The organism is Bacillus sp. FSL W7-1085 (genome assembly GCF_038595035.1).
GTDB lineage: Bacteria > Bacillota > Bacilli > Bacillales > Bacillaceae > Bacillus > Bacillus altitudinis.
Genome location: NZ_CP152000.1, coordinates 2,990,257 through 3,006,419 on the forward strand (window position 1 = coordinate 2,990,257; position 16,163 = coordinate 3,006,419).

At 43.1% G+C, this 16,163-nt stretch carries 16 protein-coding genes; 5 read left to right on the top strand and 11 right to left on the bottom strand.

The features are described 5' to 3' along the window. The first annotated feature begins 320 nt into the window (after window positions 1-320). Window positions 321-1,265: a M23 family metallopeptidase gene (locus MKY11_RS15655; RefSeq protein ID WP_226650614.1), complete on the top strand. Its 945-nt coding sequence runs from the start codon at window positions 321-323 to the stop codon at window positions 1,263-1,265. A gap of 81 nt (window positions 1,266-1,346) precedes the next feature. Here the strand turns inward: MKY11_RS15655 and MKY11_RS15660 are convergent, their stop codons facing one another. Beyond that, window positions 1,347-1,577 (bottom strand): hypothetical protein, encoded by a 231-nt coding sequence (locus MKY11_RS15660; protein ID WP_138278968.1) that lies wholly within the window; start codon window positions 1,575-1,577, stop codon window positions 1,347-1,349. Between the two features lie 225 nt (window positions 1,578-1,802). Here MKY11_RS15660 and MKY11_RS15665 point away from each other — a divergent pair, with 225 nt between their 5' ends. After that, complete coding sequence (locus tag MKY11_RS15665; RefSeq protein ID WP_327872250.1) at window positions 1,803-2,267, top strand: DUF2691 family protein; 465 nt, start codon at window positions 1,803-1,805, stop codon at window positions 2,265-2,267. Between the two features lie 78 nt (window positions 2,268-2,345). On the opposite strand, the gene yunB is transcribed toward MKY11_RS15665, so the two are convergent. The 4 genes from yunB to MKY11_RS15685 form a co-directional block, all read right to left on the bottom strand. Continuing rightward, window positions 2,346-3,116, bottom strand: a complete 771-nt coding sequence (yunB, locus tag MKY11_RS15670) for a sporulation protein YunB (RefSeq protein WP_007500406.1) — start codon at window positions 3,114-3,116, stop codon at window positions 2,346-2,348. Between the two features lie 69 nt (window positions 3,117-3,185). Then, window positions 3,186-3,491: a DUF1805 domain-containing protein gene (locus tag MKY11_RS15675; RefSeq protein ID WP_007500404.1), complete on the bottom strand. Its 306-nt coding sequence runs from the start codon at window positions 3,489-3,491 to the stop codon at window positions 3,186-3,188. Between the two features lie 67 nt (window positions 3,492-3,558). Then, complete coding sequence (locus MKY11_RS15680; protein ID WP_144679217.1) at window positions 3,559-4,932, bottom strand: bifunctional UDP-sugar hydrolase/5'-nucleotidase; 1,374 nt, start codon at window positions 4,930-4,932, stop codon at window positions 3,559-3,561. 63 nt (window positions 4,933-4,995) lie between these two features. Then, window positions 4,996-5,847 carry a DUF72 domain-containing protein gene (locus tag MKY11_RS15685; protein WP_173408250.1) on the bottom strand — a complete coding sequence of 284 codons (852 nt, stop codon included), beginning with the start codon at window positions 5,845-5,847 and terminating at the stop codon, window positions 4,996-4,998. Between the two features lie 317 nt (window positions 5,848-6,164). On the opposite strand from MKY11_RS15685, the gene MKY11_RS15690 reads away from it, so the two are divergent. Then, on the top strand, window positions 6,165-7,337 hold the full coding sequence (locus MKY11_RS15690) for a helix-turn-helix domain-containing protein (RefSeq protein WP_342501583.1): 1,173 nt from the start codon (window positions 6,165-6,167) through the stop codon (window positions 7,335-7,337). A gap of 64 nt (window positions 7,338-7,401) precedes the next feature. Next, complete coding sequence (locus MKY11_RS15695; protein ID WP_342501584.1) at window positions 7,402-8,559, top strand: oxalate decarboxylase family bicupin; 1,158 nt, start codon at window positions 7,402-7,404, stop codon at window positions 8,557-8,559. A 48-nt stretch (window positions 8,560-8,607) separates the two neighbouring features. Here the strand turns inward: MKY11_RS15695 and MKY11_RS15700 are convergent, their stop codons facing one another. Then, the gene (locus MKY11_RS15700) at window positions 8,608-9,801 is read right to left on the bottom strand and encodes a tetracycline resistance MFS efflux pump (RefSeq protein ID WP_008346860.1); all 1,194 of its coding nucleotides are present in this window, start codon (window positions 9,799-9,801) and stop codon (window positions 8,608-8,610) included. A 163-nt stretch (window positions 9,802-9,964) separates the two neighbouring features. Continuing rightward, window positions 9,965-11,200: an alanine--glyoxylate aminotransferase family protein gene (locus MKY11_RS15705; protein ID WP_342501585.1), complete on the bottom strand. Its 1,236-nt coding sequence runs from the start codon at window positions 11,198-11,200 to the stop codon at window positions 9,965-9,967. 173 nt (window positions 11,201-11,373) lie between these two features. Between MKY11_RS15705 and MKY11_RS15710 the strand changes: the two genes are divergently transcribed. Further along, complete coding sequence (locus MKY11_RS15710; protein WP_342501586.1) at window positions 11,374-12,252, top strand: endonuclease; 879 nt, start codon at window positions 11,374-11,376, stop codon at window positions 12,250-12,252. A 15-nt stretch (window positions 12,253-12,267) separates the two neighbouring features. Here MKY11_RS15710 and MKY11_RS15715 read toward each other — a convergent pair whose 3' ends face one another. The 4 genes from MKY11_RS15715 to MKY11_RS15730 all read right to left on the bottom strand — a co-directional run bounded on the left by MKY11_RS15715 (window position 12,268) and on the right by MKY11_RS15730 (window position 16,103). Beyond that, on the bottom strand, window positions 12,268-13,011 hold the full coding sequence (locus tag MKY11_RS15715) for an IucA/IucC family C-terminal-domain containing protein (RefSeq protein WP_342501587.1): 744 nt from the start codon (window positions 13,009-13,011) through the stop codon (window positions 12,268-12,270). Window positions 13,012-13,032: 21 nt separating this feature from the next. Next, window positions 13,033-14,070 (bottom strand): iron ABC transporter permease, encoded by a 1,038-nt coding sequence (locus MKY11_RS15720; RefSeq protein ID WP_039168968.1) that lies wholly within the window; start codon window positions 14,068-14,070, stop codon window positions 13,033-13,035. Then, a complete protein-coding gene (locus MKY11_RS15725) occupies window positions 14,063-15,079 on the bottom strand; it encodes an iron ABC transporter permease (protein WP_008346988.1) in 1,017 nt (338 codons plus the stop codon). Before MKY11_RS15725 ends, MKY11_RS15720 begins: the two co-directional genes overlap by 8 nt. Before the next feature lie 70 nt (window positions 15,080-15,149). Further along, window positions 15,150-16,103 (bottom strand): iron-siderophore ABC transporter substrate-binding protein, encoded by a 954-nt coding sequence (locus MKY11_RS15730; protein ID WP_342501588.1) that lies wholly within the window; start codon window positions 16,101-16,103, stop codon window positions 15,150-15,152. Window positions 16,104-16,163 lie beyond the last annotated feature (60 nt).

Sequence of the window (16,163 nt, forward strand, 5' to 3'; positions counted from 1 at the left end):
CATCATCTCCATATGAATTCGTTAAAGGTGCATATACAATCATCTTCCTGCTATATACGATGGATGCAGCTGTTGCCGCAAAAAAATGAATCTTCGGCCTAAGGCCTTTTCTTTAGACACTTTAACATAGTACAGATTGAACAACAAGGGAATGAGCTGCAAAAATACCCAAAAGACTCCTAAAATAACAGAAGAAAATTACTAACATTTTCTTCTTATGAAATAACGTGATCAAACCACACTAAACGGTAGAAGGTATGTTCGAAGAAAGGAGATGGACGTTTGTGAAAGTGGTTTTAGCGATCATCATCGCTCTTTCAATGATTCCCGCATCAGTCCATGCACAAGGGGCAAACAAACAGCCCGATGAATTAAAACAGCGAATGGCACTGTATGAAAAGATCGCCATCACCACACAGGTCCCGTGGTATGTACTTGCTGCGGTTGATCAGTATGAACACAATATACGCAAAAGCAGAAGAGATTTACCAAAACAAACAGGTGTGATTGGTATCTACATTCCCCGGGAAATGTGGATGGGACCAGAAAATCCCAATAAGCAGGATACCTCTCCATTAAGCATTAAAGTGTTCGACGGTATTGGGCTTGATGGTAATGGGGATGGAAAAGCGGAAATCGATAACGATGAAGATGTCCTGTTCACGTTTGCTCAATACTTGCTCCATTACGGCAGCAGCATCGACCAATTAAAAATCGCGCTGTGGGATTATTACGGACGTGATCAAACCGTTGGAATCATTTCATCTTTTATGAAGCTCTATAAGCATTACGGCCATCTTGACCTCGGAAAGCATGCGTTTCCTCTTCCGGTTGGCGCTGACTACAGCTACAGGAGTACATGGGGTGATGCGAGAGGCTTTGGAGGCAGAAGAATTCATGAGGGCACTGATCTTTTTGCTCATTACGGTCTTCCTGTTCGTGCGACATCGTACGGCGTGATTGAAATGAAAGGCTGGAACCGCTTTGGCGGCTGGCGGATCGGCATTCGAGATATTCATAATCATTATCATTATTTTGCCCACTTAAATGGCTTTGCCAAAGGACTCAAAGCTGGGCAGATTGTAGAACCTGGTCAAGTCATCGGATCAGTCGGAAGCTCCGGTTACGGTCCACCTGGCACAGCAGGAAAATTCCCGCCACACCTTCATTACGGCATGTATAAAGACAATGGACGAACTGAATGGTCGTTTGATCCTTATCCTCATTTAAGGGCATGGGAAAGAGCCGAGCGGAAACGTCGATAAATAAAAGGAGAAGTTTAGCGATACCGCTTGCTTCTCCTTTTGATATGTATCAACATTTCCCCGGTCATCACTTGTCTACTGTTACTGCTTATGCTTCTCTTTCAATCCTAAAACTAAAAAAAGAATACCCATGATGAAAAAAAGGAGATACACAACTGTTACTTCGAGTGGAATCATGTCATACATCCCTCTAAATAAGTCGACACTCAAACTGTCACTCCCAGCTAATAATATCGATGCTGACATATATTTAGCACTAAATACAATGGCAAATACCAAAAAACAAAATCCGCTTACATGAATTTTCTTCATATCAATCAAATCATCCTCTCACTTTCACAACAGACGATCGTGAAAAATCAGTCTTCAGGATAGCTTCCACTATTCAGAAAAGGAAAACAATGAACATTTATCATGGCACGTGATCCGTATGGAATCAAGTGGTTAATTAGGATAAGATGAACAGATCACATGAAAAAAAGTCTAAGCATCACAACCAATGAAAGATTACTTCACAAAGAGTTAGGGGGTTGTTTTTTGAAAAGAGGAATGACCTTTACCATTCCAAATGAATACGGAGTCTTCCTTGGAGAAGTGCTAAAACCGATCGACATCACCAAATTCAGCTGGCGAATCGATACCGAAGACTCGAATATACTAGTTGATGGCGAAAAAGATGAAGAACTTTTTCCTGAAGGTAAAACAGAAATGGACGGTATAGAACTCAAACACCTCATTGAAAACAAGACGTATTATATGATTTTCGCCGATTTACAAGCATATCCAAAAGGGACATTGTCTCATATTAAGACCTATGAAGAATTTATTGAAAGCCAATGCGAGCTTGTTCTTTTAGTGACCGATTGCTCCTATGTCACGATCTATTGCAAAAATAAGGGAACACTCGAATGGCTATACAAGAATGCAGTTGAATGTGGATTTGAAGACGTGACCTATATCACCGATGAAAATGATACAAGGACAAGACTGTCTGTTTCGTAACAACAAAACGTTCATCACAAAAACACTATATGCAATCACAGCGTATGAAAAAAACAGCCCAATTCGTCCATTGGGCTGTTATTCTTTCTTCTCCTTTTTCTCTGGCAGAACAATCGATGGAGCGCCTGAATTTGTTCCGCTGCCATTATAATAATCTGGGACATCTCCTTGAACGGCTTGAATGGAGACAGGCACGGAGTTTTTGACGACGATGGTTTCTGAGGCGAATGGGATGATGACTCTCACCTTCACCTCAATGAGCACACTAATATCAATCAAGGCGTTGTTAATGCCATAAGGCTTAATGTTTTTTTCAACGTCCGTATGCGGGTCACCAATGACACTGAATCGTACAGGCACTTTTGGTCCTAGGTTGGCGATAAGTGCATTTCCGGACGCTTGCCCAAGCGGAATGTTATATATAATGCCGTCATGTCCATCTGTTTGATCCTTTAATGCTTCTTTTGCCTCTTTTTGAAAATTCCCCTTTTCAATGTCCTCTAGATTTTTTTGAAGGTGACGTGACAGGTCAGCCATTGCTTTCGATGTTGCTTGCGCATTGAAGTCGATAGTTGTCACTTTTCCGTTCTCACTTGTATTCATCACAACCATATCCTTCATATTCTCCTGATCATCTGCAAAATCCTGAACAGAATATTGGATGAGATGATTGGCGATTCGTTCTGTTTCTAGTTCAGCAATGTGAATCAACGTTGGTTTAATGGAACGATTGATGAAGAATAGGCTAATGACAGTTGAGAGCACAAAAAATAATATGGCAAGCAGCATGACATAACGAAATGGCAGAGGGCCCTTTTTATAGGGGCGATAACGGCGGTTCAATCTCAATAAAAAATCCCCCCTTCTCCATTACAAGTGTATGCAGACAGGCGGGGGGATAGGAATCATCTGTTCATTTTATTTCACCATTTTTAATAATGCATCTCTTCCAATTGTGCCAGCATGAATGCCGAGCGACTCAGCGGCATATGTCACAGATTCTAAAGGTGCATCCAGCAATTGCTCGATGGTTCTTACACCGACTGCTCTTCCTGCGATGATTCCTCTATCTGCAAGCTTTTCATTTAGGAGCCCGACATCAAGTGCACCGCACATAATATAACCATGCTCATTTGTCACTGCCATGAAATTGGTCTTTGGCAGTTTGACGGTGACGGCTGTAAAGGAATGGCCATCAATTGTAATAGGTGTTAAATTCACCATATCCCTTCACTCCCTTCAACACAATCTATGTGAAGGGAGGGCAAGTGTTGTTAGGCTGGAGCGGATTTCACTTTGCGTCCTTCAATCGCCAGCTCAGGACATCACGTAAAAATTCCGGCATGAAATATTCAATGTGTTCATGGTCACGTATATGAGGAAAAAGAGAACCAAGTGTATACATATCTACTGTGCCAACTGTATAGGACACGTCCTCTTGGATCAGCTCGCCGTTTACATAAACCTCTTTTACTCGTTTGGCTTCGCCCTCTTCTAATGAATAAGTCAAACCGCTGTATAGCATTTTCCCCATCAGTTCGCCTCTAAAGCCAAAGCCTTTGATGCGTAGCTGTTCCATTTTTTCTTCACAGCCACGAGACACTGTTTCGATCAATTGCTTCCCAGTAAGTGTCACCCTGATTGGATTAATGGGATGCGGGCATATCCGGTGAATGTCTTCTCTTGTGACGATGCCAGCCTCTAATGAATCAAGCACCATCCCAGCATTCATCATGCCGATATCTGCCTCGCACCATTCTTTAATGGCATCTGTTAAAAGTTGCGGAAGCTGGGAATCATCAAACCACTTTGTTTCGAGCTTTGATTTAATGGATGTCACTTTTTCCTGCATGAGTGACTTCGCTCGTCTTTCTGCTTTCTGTAAAGTCGTGATCGCTTCATCGGATTCACTGATCAGCTGGTCCACTGATTGCACCGTCGCTTTTTTCTCGATGAGCTCGCTACTCGCTGTGTCAATGGTCAGCTCGACACAGCCAATATAATGCCCATACTTTTCAGCACATGCAAGAAGAACGCCATTATCCATCTCGCCCTGTTCTAAAAGATGATGCGTATGTGAGCCTAAGATGATGTCGATTTCCGGGAAGTCATGGGCTACCTCTCGATCATGGATGATGCCTAGATGGGAAAGAAGAACAATGACATCGGCTTGTCCTTTCACTTCTTGTAGCATCTCCCGTATGCTCTCAAATGGGTCTGTAATGTCCCAGCCCAGCTTTTCATAGACAGGTGTATACGCAATGGTCACCCCTAAGACGGCGATCTTCAGTCCATTGTTCAACGTGATCACTTCATAAGGCTTTGCCCACGATGGTCTTTTGCCTTTTTCAAATAAATTAGATAAAATCACCGGGAATTGCGCGTCTTTGTACAATTGGTCGAGCTGCTCATGAGGCAACGTAATGCCTTCATTATTACCAATTGTGACTCCATCATAGCCAAGCTGATTGAGAAGTTTGACATTCACTTTTCCATAATCCGCTTCTGATACAAGGTTTACTCGATCCATATGATCGCCAATATCAAATAAGAGCATCTGATCGTGAACTTGACGCTTTTCTTCAATATAAGCTGCGATTTTTGGCCAGTTTTCAAAGTGGCTGTGCAAGTCGTTTGTATGATATAACCATAGCTTCTGCAGCATGTTGATCTCTCCCTCAAGTTGTCACTGAACCGTATCGTTCAAATTGAAAGCCACAGCTCTCGTTTAACTAAATAAATCTAACTGCTTCGGGGATAAGCTTGAATACGTCAAATCCAGCAAATCAATCATTTGCTGGCCATTCGCTGCCGCATCTCCGCCTGAGTTATTATTAAATACGACATATACATCTTTCGATTGTTGATGCAGGATGTCGATGTTCTTTTTCCATTCCTTTAGTTCAGCTTCATTATATAAATATAAGTAACGAACTTCACGCCAGTTCTCATGATCTGCCGGGTGAAGCCAGCCTTGTTTATTTCTTCCGTGGAAACGGACCAATGTTTTGTCACGGTGTGTGGCTTTTATGACTGGCGGTATAGACCCTTCTCCGACTTGCGGTTCATCACAGACGGAATGAATCCACCCTTCTTTCTCCATAAAGGATAAGGTTTGTTCATAAAACTCGTCTGAAAACCAAGTTCGATTTCGGAATTCGAGTGCACAAGGAATGTTCCCCATCTTCTCCTTACACCATCTTAAATAGTGGACGTGCTCCTTTTTGCAATCAAACCATGGTGGAAATTGAAACAGAACCATCGCCAGTTTCCCTGCTCGAATGAGAGGAGTCAGTGAAAGAATAAAGGCGTCAAACATTTCTTCCTTTGAAGCAAACGGGATCTCGCCTCTTTGATGCCCGGTCATTCCTTGATATGCTTTCACAACAAATTGAAAGGCGTCTGGCGTATCTTTTATCCATTTTTCATGGTTCCGCTCAGGCTGAACAGCATAAAAGCTTGCATCCAGTTCCACAATGGGGAACGTTGATGCGTAGTGAAACAGCTTTTGAGAGCTGCCGATTCTCGGCGGGTACAGACTGTCATGATCGCCCCAGCCAGTTAATCCGATATAAATCATCTATCTCACCTCTTGCCACTTGCTTGTCTAAACGGATTTTCCCATTGAAAGTCTTTGTTTCTTGGGATACCCATCTTTCTGAAAGAAATTCTTCTGTCTACAACATATCATATTTACCCATTTTTCTGAATGAAGATGACTGATGTGACGTGATTTTGCCCTGCCATCTTTTTTGTGATATTACATCACAACTTTCTATCTAAATTGAATGGAGCTGATAACATAAAATTGATATCAGAGACTTTGACAGCGATTGTCCATTTTTTTATTCATCTTCACCAAAGGCTTCAGCTCTAAAAAAAGGAGAATGAGTGGATATGAACATTGTCGATCATTATGTTGAAGCATTGCAAAAAGTGGCCCAAAGAATTCATCAGCCTGTCTATTTGATCAATCAGTATGGACGTATTCTTTTCACCTCACCCCAAGGTATGACAAATCCAGATTGGATACAAATGCTCCGCTTGTTTCACAGTACGCAGCAGCATTATTTTTCTATGGTTCATTCAAAAGAAAGCGTTTCTGTTTTTCCTATCTATATAAACGAACAAGCTTATGATTATTTAGTCGTTCCAGCCTTCATTCACCCTCAAGACGACATGGGGCTACATTTGACAATTGTACAAGCTGTAAATGCCATGTCCATTTTGCGCATCAAACAACATGCCATCAAGCAATCCACAGAGCGAGCCAAAAATGAATGGTTTCGCAAATGGATGGAGGGGATGATTTCCTCAGAGCAAGATGTCACCCGTCTGGCACTCATGTTTGGATTAAACACAACGATTCCCTATTTATGTATCGTCTCTCAACTTGATCAGAGCAGTCATTTCTCTTGTTTCCTTAAGCAGCAAACCCTTGTAGATGATGTGTTTGCTTTACTTGAAAGCACCCTTTCGCACTGTCCATTTCCCGCCTTTCTTTTTGTCAAAGGAGATATCGGCATCTTCCTTATAGAAGAGACTGGCGGCTGGCAGGCAATGAACAAATCGATCTGCTCTTTTTTAAAACAAATGCAGATCCTTATTAAACAGCATGTGAATGCCACCATTTCCTTTGGTGTAAGCTTAAGCGGTTATCTCATCACCGATCTGCCAAAAGGATTCAGTGAAGCTGCCCATGCTCTGCAATCAGGCCAGCTCTCATTACGAGCTGAATATATTCAGTTCTATCAAGCAAAAGATGTGTCAGATTTACTGAAGCTCATCCCACCAAAAGATTTAACAACATTCTATGAGCGGTATCTCCACCCATTATATGAACAATCACAAGTCGATCCAAACCTTCTCCACACCTTATCTGTTTATGTCGAAACACATTGCCATATTTCAGAAACAGCCAAACGTTTATCTGTTCATCGCAACACCGTGATATATCGACTGGAGAAATGTGAAGAACTGCTCCAGATCAGCTTAAAAGATCCTGATGCAACATTGCGCTTGCGATTAGCTTTGCGGATTCAAAAGCACCTTTCATCCGATTCCAATTGAATCTTTTTTTCTTACGCCTCATATATTTTGGAGGAGAAATGTGAATGACAAGGAGTGGTGTCAAATGGATGAGGAGATTCGTCACATCCCGCAACCGATTCGAGACGATGGGGCCGGCGCAACCGATTTAGGCCCGCGAGACGTTCTGCGCGATATGGAGAACCCAGATATGTTCGTTCCCCCTAAAACGGATGCGGGGACGATTCCTAATTTAAAATTTTCATATTCTGATACACATATGCACTTGAATCATGGCGGCTGGTCGAGGGAAATTACCGAGCGAGAGCTGCCTGTTTCAACAACGATTGCTGGTGTAAACATGCGGCTTACGCGCGGAGGTGTTCGTGAGCTTCATTGGCATAAGCAGGCGGAATGGGCATATATGATTTTAGGCAAAGCCCGGATCACATCTGTAGATGCAGAAGGACGGAATATGATCGCTGATGTAGAAGAAGGAGACTTGTGGTATTTCCCGCCCGGTATTCCGCACTCCATTCAAGGTCTTGAGGATGGCTGTGAGTTTCTCCTTGTGTTTGATGATGGTGCTTTTTCTGAATTTGATACGTTCACCATCACAGACTGGTTTGCTCATACACCAAAAGACATTCTTTCTGCTAATTTCGGCGTGCCAATCAAGCTGTTTGATCACATTCCACATAAACAGCGCTATATGTTTCAAGGCTCTTCACCGGCATCCATTGAAAGCCAAACAGTCTCTGATCCATACGGCGGCATCAAACCGCCATTTACCCACCAGCTCCTTCGTCAAAAACCAATCGTGACCTCTGGGGGAACAGTGCGAATCGTCGACTCACGCAATTTTCCAGTATCTAAAACCATTGCTGCTGCACTTGTGGAGGTAAAACCTGGCGGGATGAGAGAAATGCACTGGCACCCGAATAATGATGAGTGGCAATACTATTTAACCGGTACAGCCAAAATGACGGTTTTTGGAGCAGGCGGGACAGCTCGCACCTTTAATTACAGAGCAGGTGATGTTGGTTATGTTCCTTTCGGAATGGGGCATTACATACAAAATATTGGGCAAACGAGCCTTTGGTTTCTAGAAATGTTTAAAAGCGATCGATTTGCTGATATTTCATTGAACCAATGGATGGCCTTAACCCCTCCTCAATTAGTGAAGGAGCATTTGCATGTGGACGATGCATTGATTCATGCGCTGCATAAAGAAAAATCACCAGTCGTGAAGTATGAGCAATGACGAAAAAAACCGATCCATTTGTGCTGATCGGTTTTTTCTATGCTGTCTTTACGATACGGCATGGGAATGTTGCTGCGCTTTTTTCGCCCATAAAATAGAAGCAATGAAACTCATACAAAGCACCAGCGTTCCAAACATAAATGGCAGCTCAATATTCACATCAAATAAAATACCCGCAAGACTTGGCCCGACGATATTCGCAAGGCTCATAAAGGAGGTATTGAGGCCGCCTGCTACCCCCTGCTGATTCCCTGCCATTTTAGATAGTAATGTATTGAGGGCTGGACGAACAAACGAGGTGGCCGATAAAAACAAAATGGAACCCGTAAAAATTAGCCAAAAGGAAGGGGCAAAGCGGCAGGCGATCAGCATAAACGCCGCAGCTAAAAGGGCATACCGGACGACACGCATTTCGCCAAATCGTTTCACAAAGGTATTTACTAAAGCACCTTGAACGATGACACCCGCAAGTCCAGCTACCGTAATGACAAATGCAATATCCTTCGGTGTAAAGCCATGTTTTTGGTCCACATATAAGCCAAAAATCGATTCAAAATGAATGATTCCGAAATTCAAAACAAAGGCCAAGATAAACAAAAAACCGTATGGTGTTTTTAAAGCCTGAATCATCTGCGTAAAAGGATTGAAATGAAGCTCTTTATTCAATCGTGCTTCTTCCTGCTTTTCCTTTGTTAAAGTTTCAGGTAAGAACAAGAAAGACAACAGCGTCGACAGGGCTGCAAAGGAACCAGCGATGAGGAAAGGAAAAGCAATCCCAAACTCAACCAAATAACCGCCTACGCCTGGTCCAATGACAAAACCTAACGTCATTGCTGCACTAAATAGCCCCATTCCTTTCCCTCGATCCTTCTCACTTGTGATATCAGCGATGTATGCAAACATGGCGGGCATGAGTAAAGCTCCGGCAGCACCACCAAAAAACCGAGACACAAACAGCATCCAAAGCTGATCCGCAAATGCAAAAATAAACTGGGCAATCGTAAAGCCGGCAATCCCGGCAATAATCAATTTTCTGCGTCCAAATCGATCAGTCAGCGCTCCAGCGACGGGTGATAAAGCAAATTGTGTGAGGCCAGTTGCAGCAACGAGGAAACCAAGTGTTTTCCCAGTTGCGCCAAAGGCTTCAATATAACTTGGCATGACAGGAACGATCAGACCAAATCCAAGCATGGCAATAAAAATATTGAGCATCAAAATGTACAATCTGCCCATTTTTTTCATATTAAAACCTCTTTCTTCAAAATAAATGAAAATGATGACAAAAATGATAAGAACTTCTTCAGTATAGCGATATCGTTCTCTATAAGTCTAGTTTTTCAAAAAACAGCGTTTTTTCCCAAATAAAAAATACCCGCTGGTGGCGAGTATTTTGAGAATCCCTTTTTTATTCAGCTTGTTCATAGATGGAAAGAGCCGCCTGTAACCCAGCGCCACAATTGATAGCTGCTCCGTACTTCATCAAGATGGCTTCAAGGCCTGCTAAAACAAATAGAATATTTTCCTTTCGGCAGCTATAGCCCATTGAGCCAATTCTCCATATCCGTCCTGCAAGCGGTCCAAATGAACTCGCAATTTCAATTCCAAAATGATGAAGAAGATCAGCCCGGACCGCTTCTCCGTCGATATCATTTGGAATGACGATACACGTCACGACCGGCATTTTGCAGTCTGGATCACCAAATAATTCAAGCCCCATCGCTTCAAGTCCTGCCATTAAAGCCTTTTCATGAAACAAGTGGCGCTGAAAACGTTCCTCCAGACCTTCCTCTAGCACAAGTCGAACCCCTTCTCTCAGTGCATAAAGCATCGTTGTCGCTTCTGTATGATGATTTAACCGCCTCGGGCTCCAATAATCTTGCAGCTGGCTTAGATCAAAGTAATTGCTTTTGATTGGAGAAATGTCTACCTGTTTTTGCAGTTCGTCCTGTGTTGCAATCCCTTTTTCTACTTTCTTTCTCGATTGTACGACGTCAGCCACTCGTTCATTATATGTGATCGGTGACATCCCTGATGGAACAGACAAGCATTTCTGCGAGCCCCCAATTGCCGCATCGATTTTCCATTCGTCTACCTTGACCTCGACACCACCAATTGTCGCCACAGCGTCTACAATAAAAAGCGCATCAAGTGCTCGGCATGCTTCACCAATTTTCTCAAGCGGCTGTAATCTTCCGGTAGATGTTTCACCATGAACCATCGCAATAATTTTCGGCTTGACTTGATGCATCTCTGCGATGATGTCGTCTTGCTTAAAAACCGTTCCCCATTCACATTCCATTGTATGTACCTCAGCACCATAGCGCTGTCCAATTTCAATCAGCAAATGACCGAAGCGTCCAAAGACCGGAACAAGCATCACATCTCCGGGCTCGATCACACTGGCAAGCACAGCTTCAAGTCCTGAGCGGGACGTCCCATCAATTGGATAAGCCCATTCATTTTCTGTTTGAAAAAGTGATCGTAATAAGGTCATCGTTTCATTCATGATCTCTGTAAATGCAGGATCAAATTGACCAAGAATTGGTGTACTCATCACTCGAAGGACTCTCGGATCTACTTCGACAGGTCCTGGTGTCATAATGGTTCTAGTAGGTGTGTGTAGTTCTTTCACGTTATCCATCCTCTCCCTTGCTGTGTCCATCCTTATATGCCCACTTATACAGCAATGCTGATAAAATAGCAATCTCTTTTCTTACGAATTGGTTACATAAAATTTACGATAAATCCATTTATTTCTTTATGGCAATATGATAGAACTAAAGAGTATACATTCCCTATGAAGGAGGAAATAGAATGAAAAGATCTTTATTTGGAACTGTGGCCGCCGGAATCATGATTTTCGGTACATTTGCCGCTCCGCTGCCTCCCGCTGCAAATGCTCAAGGCTTTACTCTGAATGAACCGAGTCAAACCATCACCTTTCCCCCGTTACAGCTACAAACCGAAACATCTGCTCAACATGCGAAAACAACTGCTTCAAGTCAAATTGATTCCTATTACCAATCTGCTGCTGGCAAATCTGGGCCTGCTCTTAAGAAAGCATTACACGATATTATTGATGATCATACGCAGCTATCCTACAGCCAGGTTTGGGACGCATTAAAGAAAACGGATGAAGATCCAAAAAATCCAAGCAATGTGCTTTTGCTCTATAGCGGTATCTCCAGGTCAAAGCAAGCAAATGGAGGAAACGTGGGACAGTGGAACCGGGAGCATGTGTGGGCTAAATCTCACGGCAATTTTGGGACGAGCCAGGGACCTGGTACAGATCTCCATCACCTTCGGGCAACAGACGTACAAACGAATAGCACACGAGGAAATTTAGATTTTGATATAGGCGGAAATGAATACAAGGGAGCGCCGGGCAACTTCTACGACAGCGACTCATTTGAACCTCATAGCCGGGTGAAAGGAGATGTAGCAAGAATGCTCTTTTATATGGCTGTCCGATATGAAGGCGATGACCGTTTCCCAGATTTAGAATTGAACAACAAAGTGAATAATGGAAGCGCCCCTCTTCACGGCAAAATGTCTGTCCTATTGAAATGGCACAAGCAAGATCCAGTCGATCAAATCGAACGGAATCGTAACGAAATCATCTATCAAACGTACCAGCACAATCGCAATCCTTTTATTGATCACCCTGAATGGGTAAGCGATATTTGGGAATAAAAAAGAGAGGCACTGCTATGAACAAGCAGTGCCTTTCTTTTTTTCAAGCGGACAGACGAGACAATAATCAAGGCTCTCTGATTTTTTCTCAAGCTTATAATACATACAGCAAGTCTTTCGATTTGATGTGTCTAGCAAACTTTCATCTAAATTTAAGCTGTGCTGAAAAGGATTTTGATTCACTCCGAAAAGATCACCCGACGCCTTCTTCAGAAACAAATAATCCTCACGTACGCGCTCTTTCATTTTAGGCTCTTCCGTTTCTCGCATCATGCTACGGTAAAGAGAATTGATACGTACCGCTACATTTTCCCATAAAATTGAATACGGAAGTCTTGAAGTACGTTTCAATACATCTAAAAGAGGTGTGACACACTGCGTAAATAGCGTGCGGACGACCTGTTCTCTCCACTCATGACGATCTCCTTCTAACTGAACAAATGAACAGAGCGTTTCATCTAGCTCAATTTTACGATCTTCTCTAAAGACACACGCCTCTGGTGAAAATCGGTAGACAGCATCATACATTGTCATCAAGTACAAAGTAGAACTAACAGCTAAATAGGCATAGCGTTTTGAAAACATGGACGCCGCCACTGCTATATTCGGTGCATGCATCGCTTCCTTTTCAGCTTCTAATAAACGTCTGATAGATGCTTCTGAAAAAAGCGCAGCCAGTGTGCGATCAGATGTCATTGGTCCATTTGTGATGTGTACCCCGAAATCAAGTAATTCTCTCTCAACCCACTCTGGCTTCATATCAAAACCCCCATCTTTCGTTTAACGATTTCGCTGTTGATATAACAAATAAATAAAGAACGGTGCACCAATTGCAGCCGTAAAAACACCTGCCGGGACATCTAACGGGAGAAAAGCCGTTCTCGCAACTAAGTCTGCCAGCATCACGAGAATACTTCCAACAAGCGCAGATGCTGGAACAAGCGCAATAAAGGAACGACCGATGATCATCCTTGCCACATGTGGCGCCATCAGTCCGACAAATTCAATACCACCTGCGAATGCAACGGCAATACCGGCTAATGTCACACTCATCAGTAGAAAGAATAACCGCTTCGCCTGAACCTTGACCCCGAGACCTGTTGCAAGATCATCTCCAAGCTCCTTCACATTCATCGTTCTTGCCAGCACCATGACAATCGGTAAAATAATCAATACCCAAGGAAGCATTGCGATGACGTCCTTCATTGTAGAACCATATAAACTGCCCGTCAGCCAGATGTATGACTTGGTCGTGGTCATCGTATCGCTGAGCACAAGAGTAAACGTCACACACGCCTTCATAATGGCGGAAATCCCAATCCCCATCAAGACGAGCGTGATCGGCTTGACGCCTTTTTTCCATGAAAGCAAATAAATGAGGCATGATACCGCAAAAGCGCCTGCAATGGCCCACAACGACTGATAAGCAATAGGCACAGTGCCCATCCAAAAGACGATGAACATAATGGCGCCAAACGACGCACCGCTCGTAATTCCTATGATGTCAGGCGATGCAAGCGGATTTCGAATGAGACCTTGTAAAATAAGCCCCGATACCGCAAGTGCCGCTCCCACTAAAACCGCAAGCAGGGTCCTTGGAATCCTCAACGTATTTAATACAAACGTATTTCCCTCGCCTTGTCCGAAGATATGCAGCAGCACATCAGTAGGCGGAATAAAGCGGCTGCCCATACAAAGGCTCAGAATAAATAAACCAAAGGCAACGCCTGTCAATAATAGTAAAATCAAAAACGTCCGCTTTGAAAATTGAAATGAAATGCGCCCGCCCTTTGAACGCACTGTATATGTTTTAGCCACCTGTCTTCAACCCCTTGCGCACGAGATAAACAAATAGAGGCGCTCCTGCAATTGCCGTCATGACACCAATAGGTACTTCCTGCGGCATGATCAGAAAACGAGCGGCAAGATCTGCGACAAGTAAAAGCGACGCCCCTACAACGGCACAATACGGCAGTACCCAGCGGTGGTCAGGTCCAACAAGCTTTTTCACAATATGCGGCACAAGAAAACCAACAAATCCAATGGATCCTGCGACAGCGACGGAACCTCCTGCTAAAAAGACGACAAGTACCCCCATCGTCATCTTCAAAAGCAACGTACGCTGGCCAAGCCCTTTCGCAATATCATCACCCGATAAAAGGACATTGATCGAGCGGCCAAGAAGCAGCGCCACCACAGTCGCCCCAAGAATATAAGGCAGCACAGGCAGCAGCATATCTATACTTCTTCCTGACACTGAACCAGCCATCCAGAACAGGATGCTTTGAATGGACTGTTCATTCACGATTAAAAGTCCTTGAGTAAAGGACGCAAACAGAGCAGATATCGCAGCACCTGCGAGTACAATTTTGACCGGTGTCAGTCCGTCTCTTCCAATGGAGCCTAGAAGAAAGACAAGCATACCTGCAATGGCAGCGCCTAAAAAGGCCGTCCACATATAACCTGTTAACGACTCGGTAGAAAAGAAAACAATCGAAATCACAATAAAAAAGAGTCCACCTGCATTAATACCTAAAAGATCTGGTGCAGCCAGCGGATTTCTCGTCAATGCCTGCATGAGTGCACCTGAAATCGCTAGACTTGATCCAACAACCGTCGCAATTAAAGCTCTTGATAATCTGGATGTCATGACAATCACACTGTTTGGATCTGACTCATCAAACTGAAGAAACGCATGGATGGTGGCTTTGAGGGAAATTGAGGTTTGCCCAAGAGAAATACTGAGCATAAAAAAGACCAACATCAACACGATGAATCCAGCAAATAGCAATGCCTTGCTCGAATCCTTTTTTAATAAACTTCTCATCTGATTCCCGCTTTCAATCTGTTATGGAAAAAGGAGAAAATGGTTTTTCACATTTTCTCCTCTGCTACACTTATTTATCAAGCCCTAGACGATCATAAATATCATCAAGCATCATGTTTGCAGCGGTGATACCGCCAGCCATGTTCCAAGTGATTTCATCAACTTTATGCACTTGTTTCGTTTTCACTGCATCAAGCTGCTTCCATAAAGGATGACTTGTCCACTCTTTATATGCTTTTTCAACTGCTTTATCCTGATCATCCATGAAGTAATAGATCACATCTGCATCCATTTGTGGAATGCTCTCTTTGTCTGTAAGTGTAATGATATCTTGCTTTTTATCTTTGACATTTTTAGGACCTTCAAAGCCTAGCTCTGTTAAAATTGAACCTGCAAACCCAGTTTGATAGATTCTTGCATGATCTGCACGGAAGTTCACCACAGACACACTCATTGGCCAGTTTTTAATGTCTTTCTTTGCTTTTTCTTTGAAGTCAGCGACGCGGTCATCCCACTTCGTCAGCAATTCTTTTGATTTGTCTTGCTTGTTTAACGCTTCACCCATTAAATTCACTGTGTCTTTAAAAGTGAACACTGTTTCTGTTGCAACAGTTGGAGCGATTTCTTTCAGCTGATCAAAAATTTGCTCGTGACGGATTTTTGATGCAATGATCAAATCTGGCTTCAGCTTTTCAATTTCTTCTAAGTTTGGTTGTGTTTCCTGCCCAACAATTTTGACACCCTTTAAATCATCTCTTAAATATTTATACGTAGGTGCTTCAAGCCAAGATTCTACAACACCCACTGGTTTAATGCCCATAGCGACGGCTGCATCTGTTGCTCCTTGATACAACGTCACCACACGTTTAGGCGATCCTTTAATTTCAGTTGAACCGATAGCGCTTTCAACGGTTCTTGTTTTCTCATTACTATCTGACTTGCCTTCACTGCTATTACTGCCACAAGCCGCAAGTAATACGATGGAGAGCACAACTAATAGCGACCAAAAAGATTTTTTGAACATGTACCTCACCTATCCATTCTATATGTAGTCATATCGTTTGATAACGATTCTCATTATCAC

Excerpts from the sequence above, each read along its gene's own strand:
- MKY11_RS15655 (WP_226650614.1), top strand. The coding sequence starts at position 321 with ATGATTCCCGCATCAGTCCATGCACAAGGGGCAAACAAACAGCCCGAT.
- MKY11_RS15660 (WP_138278968.1), bottom strand. The coding sequence starts at position 1,577 with ATGAAGAAAATTCATGTAAGCGGATTTTGTTTTTTGGTATTTGCCATT.
- MKY11_RS15725 (WP_008346988.1), bottom strand. The coding sequence starts at position 15,079 with ATGAGAAGTTTATTAAAAAAGGATTCGAGCAAGGCATTGCTATTTGCT.
- MKY11_RS15705 (WP_342501585.1), bottom strand. The coding sequence starts at position 11,200 with ATGGATAACGTGAAAGAACTACACACACCTACTAGAACCATTATGACA.
- MKY11_RS15690 (WP_342501583.1), top strand. The coding sequence starts at position 6,165 with ATGAACATTGTCGATCATTATGTTGAAGCATTGCAAAAAGTGGCCCAA.
- MKY11_RS15680 (WP_144679217.1), bottom strand. The coding sequence starts at position 4,932 with ATGCTGCAGAAGCTATGGTTATATCATACAAACGACTTGCACAGCCAC.
- MKY11_RS15730 (WP_342501588.1), bottom strand. The coding sequence starts at position 16,103 with ATGTTCAAAAAATCTTTTTGGTCGCTATTAGTTGTGCTCTCCATCGTA.
- MKY11_RS15710 (WP_342501586.1), top strand. The coding sequence starts at position 11,374 with ATGAAAAGATCTTTATTTGGAACTGTGGCCGCCGGAATCATGATTTTC.
- MKY11_RS15700 (WP_008346860.1), bottom strand. The coding sequence starts at position 9,801 with ATGAAAAAAATGGGCAGATTGTACATTTTGATGCTCAATATTTTTATT.
- MKY11_RS15685 (WP_173408250.1), bottom strand. The coding sequence starts at position 5,847 with ATGATTTATATCGGATTAACTGGCTGGGGCGATCATGACAGTCTGTAC.
- MKY11_RS15695 (WP_342501584.1), top strand. The coding sequence starts at position 7,402 with ATGGATGAGGAGATTCGTCACATCCCGCAACCGATTCGAGACGATGGG.
- MKY11_RS15715 (WP_342501587.1), bottom strand. The coding sequence starts at position 13,011 with ATGAAGCCAGAGTGGGTTGAGAGAGAATTACTTGATTTCGGGGTACAC.
- MKY11_RS15675 (WP_007500404.1), bottom strand. The coding sequence starts at position 3,491 with ATGGTGAATTTAACACCTATTACAATTGATGGCCATTCCTTTACAGCC.